Annotated in this window: 15 protein-coding genes; 12 read left to right on the forward strand and 3 right to left on the reverse strand. The window is 43.9% G+C overall.

The features are described from left to right. Positions 1-8: 8 nt before the first annotated feature. The 7 genes from moaCB (at position 9) to ACTJIX_RS05200 (ending at position 6,065) form a co-directional block, all read left to right on the forward strand. A complete protein-coding gene (gene moaCB / locus ACTJIX_RS05170) occupies positions 9-932 on the forward strand; it encodes a bifunctional molybdenum cofactor biosynthesis protein MoaC/MoaB (protein ID WP_334136288.1) in 924 nt (307 codons plus the stop codon). Beyond that, positions 929-2,176: a molybdopterin molybdotransferase MoeA gene (locus tag ACTJIX_RS05175; protein ID WP_314295786.1), complete on the forward strand. Its 1,248-nt coding sequence runs from the start codon at positions 929-931 to the stop codon at positions 2,174-2,176. Before moaCB ends, ACTJIX_RS05175 begins: the two co-directional genes overlap by 4 nt. Positions 2,177-2,190: 14 nt before the next feature. Next, positions 2,191-2,946 (forward strand): molybdate ABC transporter substrate-binding protein, encoded by a 756-nt coding sequence (modA, locus tag ACTJIX_RS05180; RefSeq protein WP_440611241.1) that lies wholly within the window; start codon positions 2,191-2,193, stop codon positions 2,944-2,946. A 12-nt stretch (positions 2,947-2,958) separates the two neighbouring features. Next, positions 2,959-3,645, forward strand: coding sequence for a molybdate ABC transporter permease subunit (gene modB / locus ACTJIX_RS05185; RefSeq protein ID WP_048882720.1), 687 nt, complete (start codon positions 2,959-2,961; stop codon positions 3,643-3,645). Continuing rightward, positions 3,645-4,301 (forward strand): ATP-binding cassette domain-containing protein, encoded by a 657-nt coding sequence (locus tag ACTJIX_RS05190; protein ID WP_440611242.1) that lies wholly within the window; start codon positions 3,645-3,647, stop codon positions 4,299-4,301. The genes modB and ACTJIX_RS05190 overlap by 1 nt, the downstream gene beginning before the upstream one ends. Positions 4,302-4,385: 84 nt before the next feature. Further along, on the forward strand, positions 4,386-5,588 hold the full coding sequence (locus tag ACTJIX_RS05195) for an MFS transporter (RefSeq protein ID WP_004809388.1): 1,203 nt from the start codon (positions 4,386-4,388) through the stop codon (positions 5,586-5,588). A gap of 273 nt (positions 5,589-5,861) precedes the next feature. Continuing rightward, positions 5,862-6,065, forward strand: coding sequence for a hypothetical protein (locus ACTJIX_RS05200; protein ID WP_004894837.1), 204 nt, complete (start codon positions 5,862-5,864; stop codon positions 6,063-6,065). A gap of 149 nt (positions 6,066-6,214) precedes the next feature. On the opposite strand, the gene ACTJIX_RS05205 is transcribed toward ACTJIX_RS05200, so the two are convergent. Next, positions 6,215-6,553, reverse strand: a complete 339-nt coding sequence (locus ACTJIX_RS05205) for a P-II family nitrogen regulator (protein ID WP_440611243.1) — start codon at positions 6,551-6,553, stop codon at positions 6,215-6,217. A gap of 405 nt (positions 6,554-6,958) precedes the next feature. On the opposite strand from ACTJIX_RS05205, the gene ACTJIX_RS05210 reads away from it, so the two are divergent. Next, positions 6,959-7,972: a M48 family metallopeptidase gene (locus tag ACTJIX_RS05210; protein ID WP_334136289.1), complete on the forward strand. Its 1,014-nt coding sequence runs from the start codon at positions 6,959-6,961 to the stop codon at positions 7,970-7,972. A gap of 90 nt (positions 7,973-8,062) precedes the next feature. After that, complete coding sequence (locus ACTJIX_RS05215) at positions 8,063-8,266, forward strand: hypothetical protein (protein ID WP_004894830.1); 204 nt, start codon at positions 8,063-8,065, stop codon at positions 8,264-8,266. Positions 8,267-8,274: 8 nt separating this feature from the next. Here ACTJIX_RS05215 and ACTJIX_RS05220 read toward each other — a convergent pair whose 3' ends face one another. Together ACTJIX_RS05220 and ACTJIX_RS05225 are read right to left on the reverse strand one after the other, a co-directional pair. After that, a complete protein-coding gene (locus ACTJIX_RS05220) occupies positions 8,275-8,883 on the reverse strand; it encodes a MarC family protein (protein ID WP_004894827.1) in 609 nt (202 codons plus the stop codon). Positions 8,884-8,912: 29 nt separating this feature from the next. Next, positions 8,913-10,949, reverse strand: a complete 2,037-nt coding sequence (locus tag ACTJIX_RS05225; RefSeq protein ID WP_005222100.1) for a choline transporter — start codon at positions 10,947-10,949, stop codon at positions 8,913-8,915. Positions 10,950-11,219: 270 nt separating this feature from the next. On the opposite strand from ACTJIX_RS05225, the gene betI reads away from it, so the two are divergent. From betI to betA, 3 genes are read left to right on the forward strand one after another with little or no spacing between them, the layout of a single operon-like run. Beyond that, positions 11,220-11,825: a transcriptional regulator BetI gene (betI, locus tag ACTJIX_RS05230; RefSeq protein ID WP_314295791.1), complete on the forward strand. Its 606-nt coding sequence runs from the start codon at positions 11,220-11,222 to the stop codon at positions 11,823-11,825. Continuing rightward, the gene (betB, locus tag ACTJIX_RS05235) at positions 11,822-13,297 is read left to right on the forward strand and encodes a betaine-aldehyde dehydrogenase (RefSeq protein WP_440611244.1); all 1,476 of its coding nucleotides are present in this window, start codon (positions 11,822-11,824) and stop codon (positions 13,295-13,297) included. The genes betI and betB overlap by 4 nt, the downstream gene beginning before the upstream one ends. Positions 13,298-13,308: 11 nt before the next feature. Beyond that, on the forward strand, positions 13,309-14,964 hold the full coding sequence (gene betA, locus ACTJIX_RS05240) for a choline dehydrogenase (protein ID WP_004894819.1): 1,656 nt from the start codon (positions 13,309-13,311) through the stop codon (positions 14,962-14,964). Positions 14,965-15,010 lie beyond the last annotated feature (46 nt).

The following is a 15,010-nucleotide window of genomic DNA, read 5'->3' on the forward strand; positions in this document are numbered from 1 at the left end:
GATAAGCCATGAAAGATGTCGGAATGAAACCGGAGAGTTACCGCACTGCTATTGCCACCGGGATTCTGCATGCGCCGCCACACTGCATTGAATTACTGCGTAATGGTAATACCGACAAAGGTGATGCGCTAAAAACCGCCCGGATCGCAGGGATTTTAGGCGCAAAACGTACTGATGAACTCATTCCTCTATGTCATCCACTGCCAATTTATCGGACCGATGTGGAATATGAGCTTGAAGAAGCCCATGTAGTGATTACTGCGGTAGTGGAAACGATTGGTCCAACGGGTGTGGAAATGGAAGCACTGACAGCAGTCAGTCTGGCAGGTTTGACCCTTTACGATATGCTGAAACCACATTGTGAGCCGGAAGAATTATGTCTGGATCAGGTTAAACTGGGGCAAAAAAAGGGTGGAAAATCACATTTCACTCGTGTTTTGAAAGAACATTTACCAGCCTCTGTCATTGTACTTTCTGATACCGTGGCATCTGGCAAGAAAGCCGACACAGCCGGGCAGAATGTGATGGAAATTCTGGAAGAAGCTAATTTTGGCTATATCCAGTATCAGGTGATTCCGGACAGTCCTGAACAGCTAAAAGCTTTAATTGAACAGCAAAAAAATGATTATCCATTAATTCTGACAGTGGGTGGTACGGGACTTGGCCCTAAAGATCTGACGGTGGAAACTATTCAACCCTTACTAACCCGTGAAATTCCGGGACTGATGGAAGCTGCACGCAGTTTTGGTCAACGTCGTACACCTTACGCAGCACTGAGCCGTGGTGTCGCAGGTTATATTGAAAACAGCCTGATCCTTACCTTACCGGGTAGCCGTCAAGGGGCCAAAGAATCTTTAGTGGCGATTTTACCTGCACTCGTACATCTGTTTGATGTACAGAAAAATATTCCTCATGCAGGAGGCTATGAATGAACTCTGCTGTAACGACAGAATATTCCGCCTGTGGCAGTGAACCCGGCCTAATTTCTGTCGATCAGGCTCTGCAGATGATTCTAGATCATACTGATCATTTAGCCATTGAAACACTGCCCTTAAGTCAGGCACTGAACCGTTTCGTAGCCGAAGATATTTATTCAAAAACTCAGCTGCCGATATTTTCGCAAAGTGCTGTAGACGGTTATGCCATCTGTATGGATATCGACATGCCAGCAGAAAGCAGTTTTGAACTGATCGGTGAAATTCGTGCTGGACAGGGAGCTGATCTGATACTTGAACCAGGTCAGGCAGTACGCATCTTTACTGGTGCGAAAATTCCGTTGCAGACCACGACGGTGGCACGACAGGAAATTGTACAGCTCAGGGACTCGACCATTATCTTGACTGAAGCCTTGCGACTGGATGCTAATATTCGTCAAGCGGGTGAAGAAATTTGCATGGGCCAATGCCTGGCTGTTCAGGGGCAGCAGCTCAGTATTGGGACAATTGCAGCCTTAAGTATGGCAGGTATCCGGGAAGTTTCAGTTTACCACTATCCTAAAATTGCAGTGGTGATTACTGGGGATGAAGTGGCTGACACTGTGGAAGACCTGAATTCCGGCAAAATTTTTGATGCCAATGCTCCTTTAATTCAAGCCTGGTTCCAGTCCAGAAACCAGCAGGTTGAGATCATGCATGTTGCCGATACCGAACAGGCGGTCAGCGCGCTATTTCAAAGGCTGAGAACCCAGTATGGTCTGATTCTGACCACCGGTGGTGTATCGGTAGGAGATTATGACTTTGTCCGTCCGGTCGCACTGAAAATTGGTTTTGAACAGTTATTCTGGAAAGTCAAACAGAAACCTGGCAAGCCAATGTTCTTCGCCAAATCTGAGCGACCCGATCAAAGTCCATGTTATTTACTCGGTCTGCCGGGTAATCCGGCTGCAGTCTATATAGGCATGCAGGTCTATGTATCAACCTTAATCAGTACGTTGCAAGGTCAAAAGCAATTACCACAATGGTTTAGTGCAGTAATGAGTCATGACTTGAAAGCCGATAGCCGGGAACGTTTTTTGCGTATGGCAGTAAGTTTTGAATCGGGAATGCTAAAGCTTTCCAGCTTGCCGAAGCAACAGTCGCATATGCTTAGTAACTTGATGCAGGCCAATTGTATTGTCCGTATTCCGGCAGCGCAAAGCATCCAGGCCGGTCAAATCCTGCAAGGTCTGTTTATTTAAGGAATATGTCACCGATGAAAAAGGGATTGATCTTATTCAGTGCAGTTTTCCTGTCCTGTTCAATCCAGGCCGGAAGTACCGTCCGAGTCTATGCGGCTGCCAGTCTGAGCAATGCGGTGACGGAGATTGCCAGACGTTATGAAAAACAGTATCCCTCAATCAAATTAGTGCTGGTCTTTGCAGCGTCTTCATCGCTCGCCCGACAAATTGAAACTGGCGCACCGGCTGATATTTTTTTCTCTGCCGATCAGGACTGGATGAATTATCTGGTAAAAAAACAAAAAATAGCTAGATCTCAAGTAAAGCCCTTATTAAGCAATGAACTGGTATTAATCAGTCCTTTACAGCGTCAGCAAAGCTTTCAGGCCAGTTCTCAATTTAATTTTGCCCAGTCCTTTCAGGGGTATGTATGTACCGGACAAATGGAATCTGTGCCTGTTGGCAAATATGCCAAACAGAGTCTAACCAATCTGAAATGGTTAAAGGGTCTGCAAGGCCGCATTGTCGAAACAGATAGTGTTCGTTCGGCGTTGGCTTTTGTGGAACGTGGTGAATGTCAGGCCGGGATCGTGTATAAGACCGATGCGTTACAGAGTAAAAAAGTGAAAATTGCTGGGGTCTTTCCAGCTCATACGCATAGCCCGATTGTCTATCCAATTGCCTTGACTCAGCAGGGCAGTAAAAATGCCGATGCAGTCAAATTCATACGTTTTATGAGTCAGCATACCGAGGCGAAAAAGATTTATCAGCACTATGGTTTTAAACTCTAGGATGGTTCCAGTATGCTGACACCAGAGGAACTCAGTGCATTGTATCTGTCAGCAAAGGTTGCAGGTTTTGCCACAGCGATCAGTTTGCCGTTTGCCATTTTATTGGCGTGGATTCTGGCACGTTATGAGTTTCGTCTGAAATATGTGGTGGAAACACTGTTGCACCTGCCGATGGTTTTACCACCTGTGGTATTGGGCTATTTATTATTGATCGTCTTTGGTGGCAATGGCTGGATTGGACAATGGTTGCAGCAGTGGGGCATTCAGCTGGCTTTTAACTGGAAAGGTGCAGTGCTGGCCGCCATGATTGTAGCTTTCCCCTTAATGGTGCAACCGATCCGGTTGTCCTTTCAAATGATTAATCCGCAACTGGAACAGGTAGCAAATTCTTTGGGTGTTCAGCCCTATAAAGTTTTTTGCAGTATCAGCTTACCGCTGGCGTTGCCCGGTATTCTGATTGGCAGTATTCTCTGTTTTAGCCGCAGTCTGGGCGAGTTTGGTGCCACTATCACCTTTGTTGGCAACATTCCTGACGAAACCCGCACCATTCCGATTGCGATCTATTCCCTATTACAGCAACCTGATGGCGAACAGATGGCTTTACGACTGGTGCTTTTATCTCTAGGTCTGGCTTTTGCAGCATTATTAGCGAATTACTGGATTATGCAAAAATATCAGCAGAAAATTCAGGAGCGCTAATGCTGCAATGTGAGTTTCATTATCAAAAGGATGCCTTTAGTTTAGATGCAGCAGTCCAGATGCAGAATTCTGTCTTGGGAATTGTTGGACCTTCGGGAGCAGGCAAAACTACTTTTCTTAAATTACTCCTTGGGCTCTATCAACCACAATCTGGCCATATTCATTTAAATAAACAGATCCTGACTGATGCAAACCAGAAAATTCATATTCCCATCCATCAGCGTAAAATCGCCTTGGTATTTCAGCAGGCGATGCTGTTTCCACATATGAATGTTGAACAGAACCTGCTTTACGCCAAAAAATGGGGCAAATTGGAACAGGAAAAATTCCAATTAAAGGAGATTGCTGAATTATTGGAAATTGATCATCTATTGCAGCGTCGGGTTCAGCAATTATCGGGTGGGGAAGCACAGCGTATTTCGATCGGGCGGGCGCTGTTGTCCAGTCCTGAATTATTGCTCTTGGATGAGCCGTTGACTGGCCTGGATGCCAAACTGAAACAGCAGATCCTGCCATTTTTTACTCGCATCCGCGATGAAATACAGGTGCCGATGATTTATGTGACCCATCATCATGAAGAGCTGGAACAGCTGGATGCAGAAATTATTGAATTACAGGATCATCAGCTAAGTAATTCACTGAAATACCTTTTTTAAGAATATTTATAAATAGAAAATAAAATAAATTTCAAGTAATTTGGCTTGGCGTATAATCTTCAGCCATTACCGAATGCTACATGGATGAATATGACGGATATTGCACAGACCGAAGTAACGCGGTCTGCCTCAAAAATGGTTTTACCCATTGTCTTTGCTGTTGCCCTTGCACATTTCTTAAATGACCTGATTCAAGCCTGTTTACCAGCCATCTATCCCTTATTGAAAACTAATTATGACCTGAGTTTTGGTCAGATCGGCTTAATCTCTCTCGTATATCAATTGACGGCGTCTTTATTACAACCTTGGGTGGGCTTCTATACTGACAAATATCCAAAGCCTTATCTTTTGCCGATCGGTATGGGCTTTACCCTGTTTGGGATTCTGCTGTTAGCTTTATCGCAGAGCTTTGTAATGCTGCTGGTTTCCGCTGCAATTATTGGGATCGGTTCTTCGACTTTTCATCCGGAAGCATCGCGTGTAGCGCGTATGGCTTCTGGTGGCAAGCTCGGTACTGCACAATCAGCCTTTCAGGTCGGTGGCAATAGTGGCTCTGCAGTAGGACCGTTACTGGCTGCACTAATTATTATTCCGAATGGACAGGCATCTTCGGCATGGCTGATGCTGTTTGCTGCTTTTGGCATATTTGTATTATTTAAGGTTAGCCGCTGGACCATCACAAATAGCCAGACACAACTGAAAAAGATGGGTGCTACAGCAGCGTCCAAACTGCATGGAATCACTTTAATCCGTGCGCTTGGTGTCATTGGTATCCTGATGATCGCCAAATTTACTTATACCGTGAGCATCAGTAATTATTTTACTTTTTACCTGATTGATAAATTTGGTATCTCAATCCGAGATGCGCAGCTCTATCTATTTGCCTTTTTGGGCGCCGTCGCTTTGGGCACTTTCTTTGGTGGACCCATTGGAGACCGGATCGGCCGTAATGCAGTGATCTGGTTTTCCTTTTTAGGTATGGCACCATTTGCCTTACTCATGCCGTATGCCAATTTATTCTGGACTTGTATCTTTTCAATTTTCGCTGGCCTGATTTTATCATCAGCATTTTCAGCGATGGTGGTGTATGCTCAGGAAGCAGTACCAGGCCGTGTGGGTACGATTGCCGGTTTGATGTTTGGCGTAATGTTTGGCATCAGTGGGATCGCAGCAGCAGGATTAGGTTATGTGGCAGATCATACCAGCATTGCCTGGGTATTCCAGTTATGTTCATACCTGCCATTATTGGGCATACTGAGTTTCTTCCTGCCTAAAACTCAAAAATAAAAACAGGATCAAGACCTACGTTCAAAACAGAATATTGCCTATCTTAAAACCTCAAAGATGAAGCATTTTTGAGGTTTTCTTTATATTTCATCTGAACTTTATAAAGGGAAGATTAGGTAAAAATATGTGATTGATATTACATTGCTTTATTTGATAAATATTATGTTAGATTATAATGAATAAAATATATCCAATTTAAGAATTGGAATAATAATTGCTTAATCTAAAACAAAGAAAAATCAATTCAGTAATTACAAATTTGGAGGGGAAGCGATGAAAGTAAGAATAATATTTACTCTCGCATTATTAGGTGGCATTTGCATGTTTACGACCGTCACTATGGCAGGTGAGGGTGGTTTGCATTTTGCAGAAAAAAATATTGCTAAGGCAGCAGAATACCTTGAGAAAAAGAAAGTAACGGTAGCAGATAGCGAAGTCTTACATGCCAAAACAGTCGAAGCTAAAATTCAAAAATAAATATTTAAGCTTTCCAGAATAAAGCTCACTTCATCATGAGATGGGTGAGCTGTTCTGCAAGTATAGAGATCCACTAACTGAAATATAATTTGCATAGATTCATAAACAGCATTTCTGTAGAGATAAATTTTTACTTTTACAAAAGATGCCTAAATTGCTGCTACTCCAGTTTCGCTGGTTCTGATTCGCACGACCTGCTCTAAAGGAGTGACAAAAATTTTGCCATCACCAATTTTATCGGTACATGCCGCTTTAATGATACCTTCAATCACCTGATCTACCTTTTCATCCGGGACGGCAACTTCTACTTTTACTTTCGGAAGGAATTCAACACTATACTCAGCACCATGATACATTTCAGAGTGACCTTTCTGGCGTCCGGCACCTTTTACCTCAGTGACTGTCAAACCATGAACACCCTGATGAGAAAGTTCAGCACGTACATCATCGAGTCTGAATGGTTTAATAATTGCTGTTATTAATTTCATCTCGATCTCCTTGGCTTATCTTAATTCTTTAAAAATAGAAGCCATTGAAGAGAGATACAATTTAAATATGTATTTACTGTTTCAAATTCACTTCATAGACACGAAATCCGCATGAATGATTTTTCAGATTGTTTTTGTATGAATAAAAGAGAGGATTAAGTTGGAAATGAGTACTGCTACTTTTTTAATCTTCTTTATTTGCTTTAATTCATCTTATCTTGATTTAACCTTAACCAATTCTCATTTTTAATATAAAAATAATTAATTCAGAAGCTTAGTTTAAAAAATTATTTTCTAAGTGATTAGCACTGGAATAGTGACCAAACATTTATTAAATACAGCTTCACAATTTGAAAGAATTCCGCTAAAACTACAAGCAAATGTTAATAAAATGTAATTTTTTGTATGAAAAATTTATTTTCAGCACTTATTGCTGTTGGGGCTCTAACGGGTTGTATCAATACCACTCATATGGGACACGGAGCTGACCGTAAACAACTCATGTTGTTATCTCAAGATCAGGTCGTTGAACAGGCGAAGCGTAAATTTACCCAAAAAACGGGACTTATCGAAAAAGAATATTTAAGTGAAGCTGAAATACGTTGTGCGAAAATTATGAATAGGATGATTCCTTATACAGATCATTACATTTCAGCAGATCGGACAATTAAATGGGGCGTTCATCTTTATCATTCAGACAAATCTAATGCAGGTGCCTTGGCTAATGGCATGATTTTCATGAGCTACAAAATGGTAAATCGTGCGATGCTGGATGATGAAGCGCTGGCTTACATTCTGGCGCATGAAATGGCACATGTTATTCGTGAGCACCAGCGTGAAACACAGAGCTGGAAATATATTGTAAGTCCACTTTTAGTGGGAACTGCCTGGGCAACAGCAGGAACTTCAGCACTGATTACGGGCGTATTGCATGATGGGTATGGTAGTACCTATCAGCGCCGCATGGAGAAAGAAGCAGATTTGTTGGGACTCGAACTCATGGCAAGAGCAGGATATAACCCTAAACAGGGAATTGCAGTATTCGCTCAGTTCTATCCGACTTTTCTGAAAGAATACCCGATACAAAGCAAATTACCTGCATTTATGCAACGGCATCCATCTTTAAAGCAGCGTTTAAAATATGCTGAAGAAAATCTGGATAGCCCGATGGCGCTTTATGATAAAAGCACTACGGAACAGTTGAGCTCTAAAAATCTGATTGAAATCAAACAAGATCCGAATACGAGGTTACTGATTAATGGTCAACTGGTACGTAATATTGATATTGAGTCGATCACCAAGGATGCAGAAGGTAAGCTCCATTATGTACTCAAATCGAATGTGCAAACCAGCGTCACCAGTCAAAGTCCAGTGAGTCAACCCAAAGACGCCTTGAGCACAGTGAAAAGGGTGCTATAACTTGATAAACATGGATTTACCAGACTTCAACAGCATATGATTTAAAGTGTTTTAAACTGAAATCAATTGATTGATGATGCGTTGAAATGAATGAGAGTAAATACCAAGAAATTAACCGCTAAATTGCTCACGGCTCATTGGACACGTGAGCAGGACATTATACTGATTGAAAATAATAATTTACCTATTGAACAACTCATTGAAATGCTGAAATGCAGTCAAGAAGATATTATGGCACGCCGAAAAGTCTTAGGGCTGGTGACGCGCAACAAGCAGTTAAGACGGCTTTTATAATGATTGAATTAACCCTGCATGATGCCACTGACGCCCGTGACAATCATATCAATCGCAATTGTCCCAATCAGCAGCGCAGCAACACGACCGACAATATCGACATATAAATCGATGTAGTTAGAGTATTTATGCTGTAAATGATCATGTAAATATTTCATTAGAATTAACAGGCTACATGTCAGAAAAAGGGTAGAGAAAATCACCAGAATGGTTTGCCATAAACTGAGCTGAATGCCGGTAATCACGGATGCCGAAATGGTTCCCGGACCAATCATAAAGGGCATGGCAATGGTGCCCGCCAGGTGACTAGGTGCACCACGCATGACCCCAATCGTATCAGCACCTTCAAATACATAACGATAGCCAATCACCAGAAAGATAATACCGCCAAAAATCTGGAAGGATTCAAAGCGGACGTGCAGCACTTCCTGAAAGAAAGCTTCGCCAGTCTTGGCAAAAATGATAAAAACAATAAAGCTGATCAGGCTGCCCTGAATCAATGCCATGTTGAATACTTTGGCCTCGGAATTACGGATAATTCCGAGCATGTAAATACTCATCAAAAAAGGATTGAGCAGGGAGAAGAACAGGGCAAAGGCATTTAAAGTTTCTGACATTATTCAATCCTTTTTTAATGGGTCTTATCCTAAGATTCGCGATCCGGAAATAGTGGGCGTTTACCCGGGCTAATCCGGTTGATATGCAGATACATCATATGACGTTCATATTTATCCAGAATGTCATTGATCACCTGTTCTTTGCTATAACCCACCAGATCATTGCCCTGAGAACCTTCAAACAGGTAACTTTCCAGACGGTAGTAATAACGTTTGGTGCGTTTCCCGCGGGCACTGAAGTTTGGCGTGTCATAACGTACTGGCCAAATGGCATAGACAAAGTTTTCTTCTTCATCCAGCTGAATGACTAAATCCAGATGATAAAGTTCAGGTTCATGATCAACCGGTTTTTCCTGTACATCAACGTGTATCCCTTTGCTGATTAGCTCGCTGGCCACAGCCTGAATTGCCGGTTTACACACGTCATCCAGCATGTTTCGGGTTTGGCTCAAGCTGGGATGCAGCATGACCCGACTGAGGCGTTTCTTCCAGTTAAAAATATCGACATTACCGACCACAGGTGCTGCATTCAGGCTGGTACTGGCTTGACGGAAATCTTCAAGTCGCAAAGATTTATATAAGCCAGCCATCACAAAGAAAATCACGAAACTAAAGGGCAGGCCCATAATAATCGTGGTGTTCTGTAATGCGGTCACGCCATTGGCCATTAGCATCGCCAAAGTCAGCAAGCCAATCGCAATCGCCCAGAAAATACTGAGCCAGCGTGGAGAGTCATGCTCGATATTGCTAAATTTAGTGGTGAAATTTCCCAGTACCAGTGCTCCAGAATCTGCCGAGGTCACATAGAACAATAAACCGGTAATCGTGGCCACGCCTGCGGTAAACATAAAGCCGGGATATTGCGCTAACAGATCATAAAAACCGTGGGCCGGGTTGTCGAGAACGGTCGCTGCAAGCTGAGTATTACCATCAAAAATGACGCTATATAAAGCGCTGTTACCAAAAATAGATAACCAGGTCAGGGTAAATAACAATGGAATAACCAAAGTCCCAGTGACAAATTCACGAATGGTACGACCACGTGAAATCCGTGCCAAGAACAGCCCCACAAAAGGTGACCAGGCGATCCACCAGGCCCAGAAGAACAAGGTCCAGCTATTCATCCATTCTTTCGGCTGCTCAAAAGGAAAACTGGTCAAAGACAGTTGAGGAAACTGGCTGATGTAGTCGCCAAAGTTCTGGATCAAGGCACCCAGTAAAAACTCGGTATTGCCGACAAATAGAATGAACAGCAGTAATCCGATCGATACGTAAATATTGATCTCTGAAAGAATGCGAATACCTTTGTTGACCCCCGCAGCGACAGAAAAAATAGTAATAATCACGGCCACCAGAATTAAAGCGGTCTGGACCCAGAGATTTTCCGGTAAACCAAACAGCACATGCAGACCATAATTTAATTGTACGACGCCAATACCGCAGGTGGTGGCAATACCAAAAATCGTCCCGAGTACCGCAGCAGTATCTACTGTATGTCCAATTGGACCATTAATTTTTTTACCGAAGATGGGATAGAGTGCCGAACGGATGGTCAGTGGCAAGTTATAACGATAACTGAAATAGCCCAGTGCGACCCCAATCAGCGCGTACATACTCCAGCCGGTTAAACCATAGTGAAATAGGGTCCAGACCATGGACTGACGTGCAGCTTCAAAGGTTTCACCTTCGCCCACCGGTGGATGCATATAATGGGAAAGCGGTTCTGCCACCGAGAAAAACATCAGGTCAATCCCGATTCCGGCAGAAAATAGCATCGCCGACCAACTCAGCAGGCTGAATTCCGGTTTGGAATGTTTAGGACCCAATTTAATCTCGCCATAACGTGAGCAGGCGATAAACAGGATAAAGACCAGATACAGTGTTGCCGCCAACAGGTAGTACCAGCTAAAGGTCGCACTGACCCAGTTTAAAATATTGGTAATAACCTGATTGGCCTGTTCATTAAATAAAATGGTGATGATAGAAAACAGCAGAATAAGCGTTGCCGAAAAATAAAAGACCACTTTATTCAGACTATCTTGCACCTCTTCGTTTTTCTTTTGCATAAATCCATGACCATCGTTTTGTTGCCGGATGATCTACAGTGCAGTGTGATTTGAAAGCAAGAGCCTGCGGTAAAGCTGCCTTGTTTTTGTGAATTACAAACTTTTGCAAATCCAAAACAAACTGCGCTGTACATCAAGGGTGAGCTGGTACTATAATTTTTATTAATTGAACGTTCAATTAAAAAAGCGTTTATGAATTGTTACATCATTCAGCTATTTGCTTTAGCAGAGTGATTTTTTATTGTTACATCCGTTATTCAGGTTAGTCCTATGCCAAAAGTTGGTATGCAGCCGATCCGTCGCCAGCAATTAATCGATGCCACCTTAGCTGCCGTGAATGAATTGGGTTTTGCTGAAAGCTCAATCAGTCAGATTGCCCAGCGCGCCGGAGTATCAACCGGCATCATAAGTCATTATTTTGGCGGTAAAAATGGGCTCATTGAAGCAACGATGCGTTATTTATTGCAGCAGTTAGGTAAGTCTGTTGCAGAAATGCAGTCCCAAGTGGATAGCACACCTGAACAACGTTTACTGGCCATTGTGCGAGGCAACTTTGCTGCCCCACAAACAGATAAAGCGGCCATGAAAGTATGGCTGGCATTTTGGGCCAGCAGTCTGCATCAACCTGATTTACACCGTTTACAGCAGGTCAACCATTACCGCCTGCATTCCAATATCAAGCATGAATTCATGAAAGTGCTGCCTAAGGCACAAGCTGAAAAAGCCGCTCAAGGACTGGCTGCGCTGATTGATGGCTTCTGGTTAAGGGGTGCACTGATCAATGAAGAACTTGACCCTGAAATGCCGATAGAACTTTGTAGTGAATATATCCGACAGCAACTCAAGAATGACTCAACTGCGAGGGAATCCCATTGATACACTTTAATCTGCAACGTCCTTATATCCACGGACAATTTGTCGATGCTACATCCAACAGCACATTTGAAACAATTAATCCGGCGACCGGCGAAGTTCTGGCAGAAGTCCAGATTTGCAGCAAAGACGATATCGACCGTGCGGTAAAATCCGCTCAGCAAGGCCAGAAAGTCTGGGCAGAAATGACGGCGATTCAACGTTCCCGTATCTTAAACAAGGCTGTCGCTATTCTTCGTGAACGCAATGACGAGCTGGCACGTTTAGAAACTCTCGACAGTGGTAAGGCTTTTAGTGAAACCTCAACTGTCGATATTGCAACGGGCGCTGATGTGCTCGAATATTATGCGGGTATTTTGCCAGCACTCGAAGGCCAGCAAATTCCACTACGAGAAACATCATTTATTTATACCCGTCGTGAACCTCTGGGTGTGGTGGCCGGAATTGGTGCATGGAATTACCCGATTCAAATTGCCTTATGGAAATCGGCTCCTGCACTGGCAGCAGGCAATGCCATGATCTTTAAAGCCAGTGAAGTAACACCTTTAACTGCGTTAAAACTGGCAGAAATTTATACCGAAGCCGGTGTTCCGCATGGTGTCTTTAATGTGGTGACAGGTGGCGGTGAAATTGGTGCTTATCTGACCTCACATCCGGACATAGCTAAAGTTTCATTTACTGGTGGTGTTGCCACCGGCAAAAAAGTCATGGCCCAAGCTGCGAATTCCAGTCTGAAAGAAGTCACCATGGAACTCGGTGGAAAATCCCCGCTGATTATCTGCGAAGATGCCGATCTGGATCTGGCAGCAGATATAGCCATGATGGCCAACTTCTACAGTTCCGGTCAGGTCTGTACCAATGGTACCCGCGTATTTGTACCTTTAGCCTTAAAAGCAGAATTCGAAGAAAAGATTCTGCAGCGCATTCCTTATATCCGTATGGGGGATCCACTTGATCCTGACACCAATTTTGGTCCAGTGTCCAGCTTCTCTCATATGGAAAAAGTGCTGGATTATATCGAACAGGGCAAAAAAGAAGGCGCTCGTTTACTTTGTGGTGGTGGCCGTGCCGAAGATGAGCAATTTGCCCAAGGCGCTTATGTGCTACCCACGGTATTTACCGATTGCCGTGACGACATGACGATTGTCCGTGAAGAAATCTTTGGTCCAGTCATGAGTATTTTGAGTTATGACTCAGAAGAAGAGGCTATTTGTCGCGCCAATGACACCGAGTATGGTCTGGCCGCTGGTGTCGTGACACTAAATCTGGCACGTGCGTATCGTATTATTCATCAAATCGAAGCCGGTATTTGCTGGATCAATACCTGGGGTGAATCTCCAGCAGAAATGCCAGTGGGTGGCTTTAAACATTCGGGTGTCGGTCGCGAAAACGGTATTGTCACACTACAGCAATATACCCAGACCAAATCAGTTCAGGTGGAATTGAGTCCTTTCCAATCCGTGTTTAACGCATAAGGGGAGGATGAATGAATTACGACTATATTATTATTGGTGCAGGTTCTGCGGGTAATGTATTGGCAGCGCGTTTAACGGAAGATCCAGAGATCAAAGTCTTGTTGCTGGAAGCGGGTGGTCCGGATCATCGGCTGGATTTTAGAACCCAGATGCCAGCCGCTTTGGCTTATCCATTACAGGGACGACGCTATAACTGGGCCTACCTGACCGACCCCGAACCACATATGAATAACCGTCGGATGGAATGCGGTCGTGGTAAAGGCTTGGGTGGTTCTTCGTTAATTAACGGCATGTGCTACATTCGCGGTAATGCCATGGATCTGGAACAGTGGGCCAGCCTGAAGGGGCTTGAACACTGGAGCTATGCCGAATGTCTGCCATATTATAAAAAAGCGGAAAGCCGTGATATTGGTGGCAATGATTATCATGGCGATTCTGGACCGGTTTCGGTGGCAACGCCTAAACAGGGCAATAATGAACTGTTTCATGCCATGATCGAAGCGGGTGTACAGGCCGGTTATCCACGTACCGATGATCTGAACGGTTACCAACAGGAAGGCTTCGGTCCGATGGATCGAACTGTGACGCCGCAAGGCCGTCGTTCCAGTACAGCACGTGGTTATCTCGATATGGCCAAAGGTCGGGATAATCTCACGATTATTACCCACGCTATGACCAACCGTATTCTGTTTAATCGTAATCAGGCGATTGGTGTGGAATATTTTGAGGGGCAAAATACCTTGCAGCCGATTCAGGTGTTTGCCGATCGTGAAGTGCTACTTTGTGCTGGTGCAATTGCATCACCGCAAATCCTGCAACGTTCTGGTGTGGGTTCGGCTGAACTGTTAAAAAGTCTGGATATTCCTGTAGTTCAGGATTTACCGGGAGTGGGTGAAAACCTGCAAGACCATCTGGAAATGTACTTGCAATATCAGTGCAAAAAACCGGTGAGCTTATATCCGGCTTTGAAATGGTATAACCAGCCGATGATTGGGGCAGAATGGTTATTTTTGGGTAAGGGCATTGGCGCGAGCAATCAGTTTGAAGCAGGTGGTTTTATCCGCTCTTCAGATGAATTTGAATGGCCGAATATTCAGTATCACTTTTTACCGATTGCGATTAACTACAATGGCACCAATGCCATTCATGAGCATGGTTTTCAAGCTCATGTTGGTTCAATGCGTTCGCCGTCGCGTGGCCGTGTCCGTCTGAAATCCAAAGACCCGTTTGAGCATCCAAGTATTCTGTTTAACTATATGAGTACGGAACAGGACTGGCGCGAGTTCCGCGATGCGATCCGGATCACCCGGGAAATTATGCAGCAGCCGGCACTTGATCCTTATCGCGGTGAAGAAATCAGTCCGGGAAAACATCTACAAACAGATGCTGAAATTGATGAATTTGTTCGTAATCATGCAGAAACCGCGTATCATCCATCGTGTAGCTGTAAAATGGGTGAGGATGACATGGCGGTTGTCGATGGTTATGGACGCGTACATGAAATGCAGGGTCTGCGTGTGATTGACGCCTCGATCATGCCTTTGATCATTACCGGTAACCTCAATGCAACTACAATTATGATCGCTGAAAAACTGGCAGATCATATTCGTGGCAAGCCTGCTCTTACGCCTTCATCTGCACCTTTCTACAAGGCATCTCACGCTTAACTCATAGCTTAATTTTCTGTTGCCGAATGCAAACAGGAATAAAGCA

Source organism: Acinetobacter sp. 22323 (genome assembly GCF_052044895.1).
GTDB classification, from domain to species: Bacteria; Pseudomonadota; Gammaproteobacteria; order Pseudomonadales; family Moraxellaceae; genus Acinetobacter; species Acinetobacter schindleri.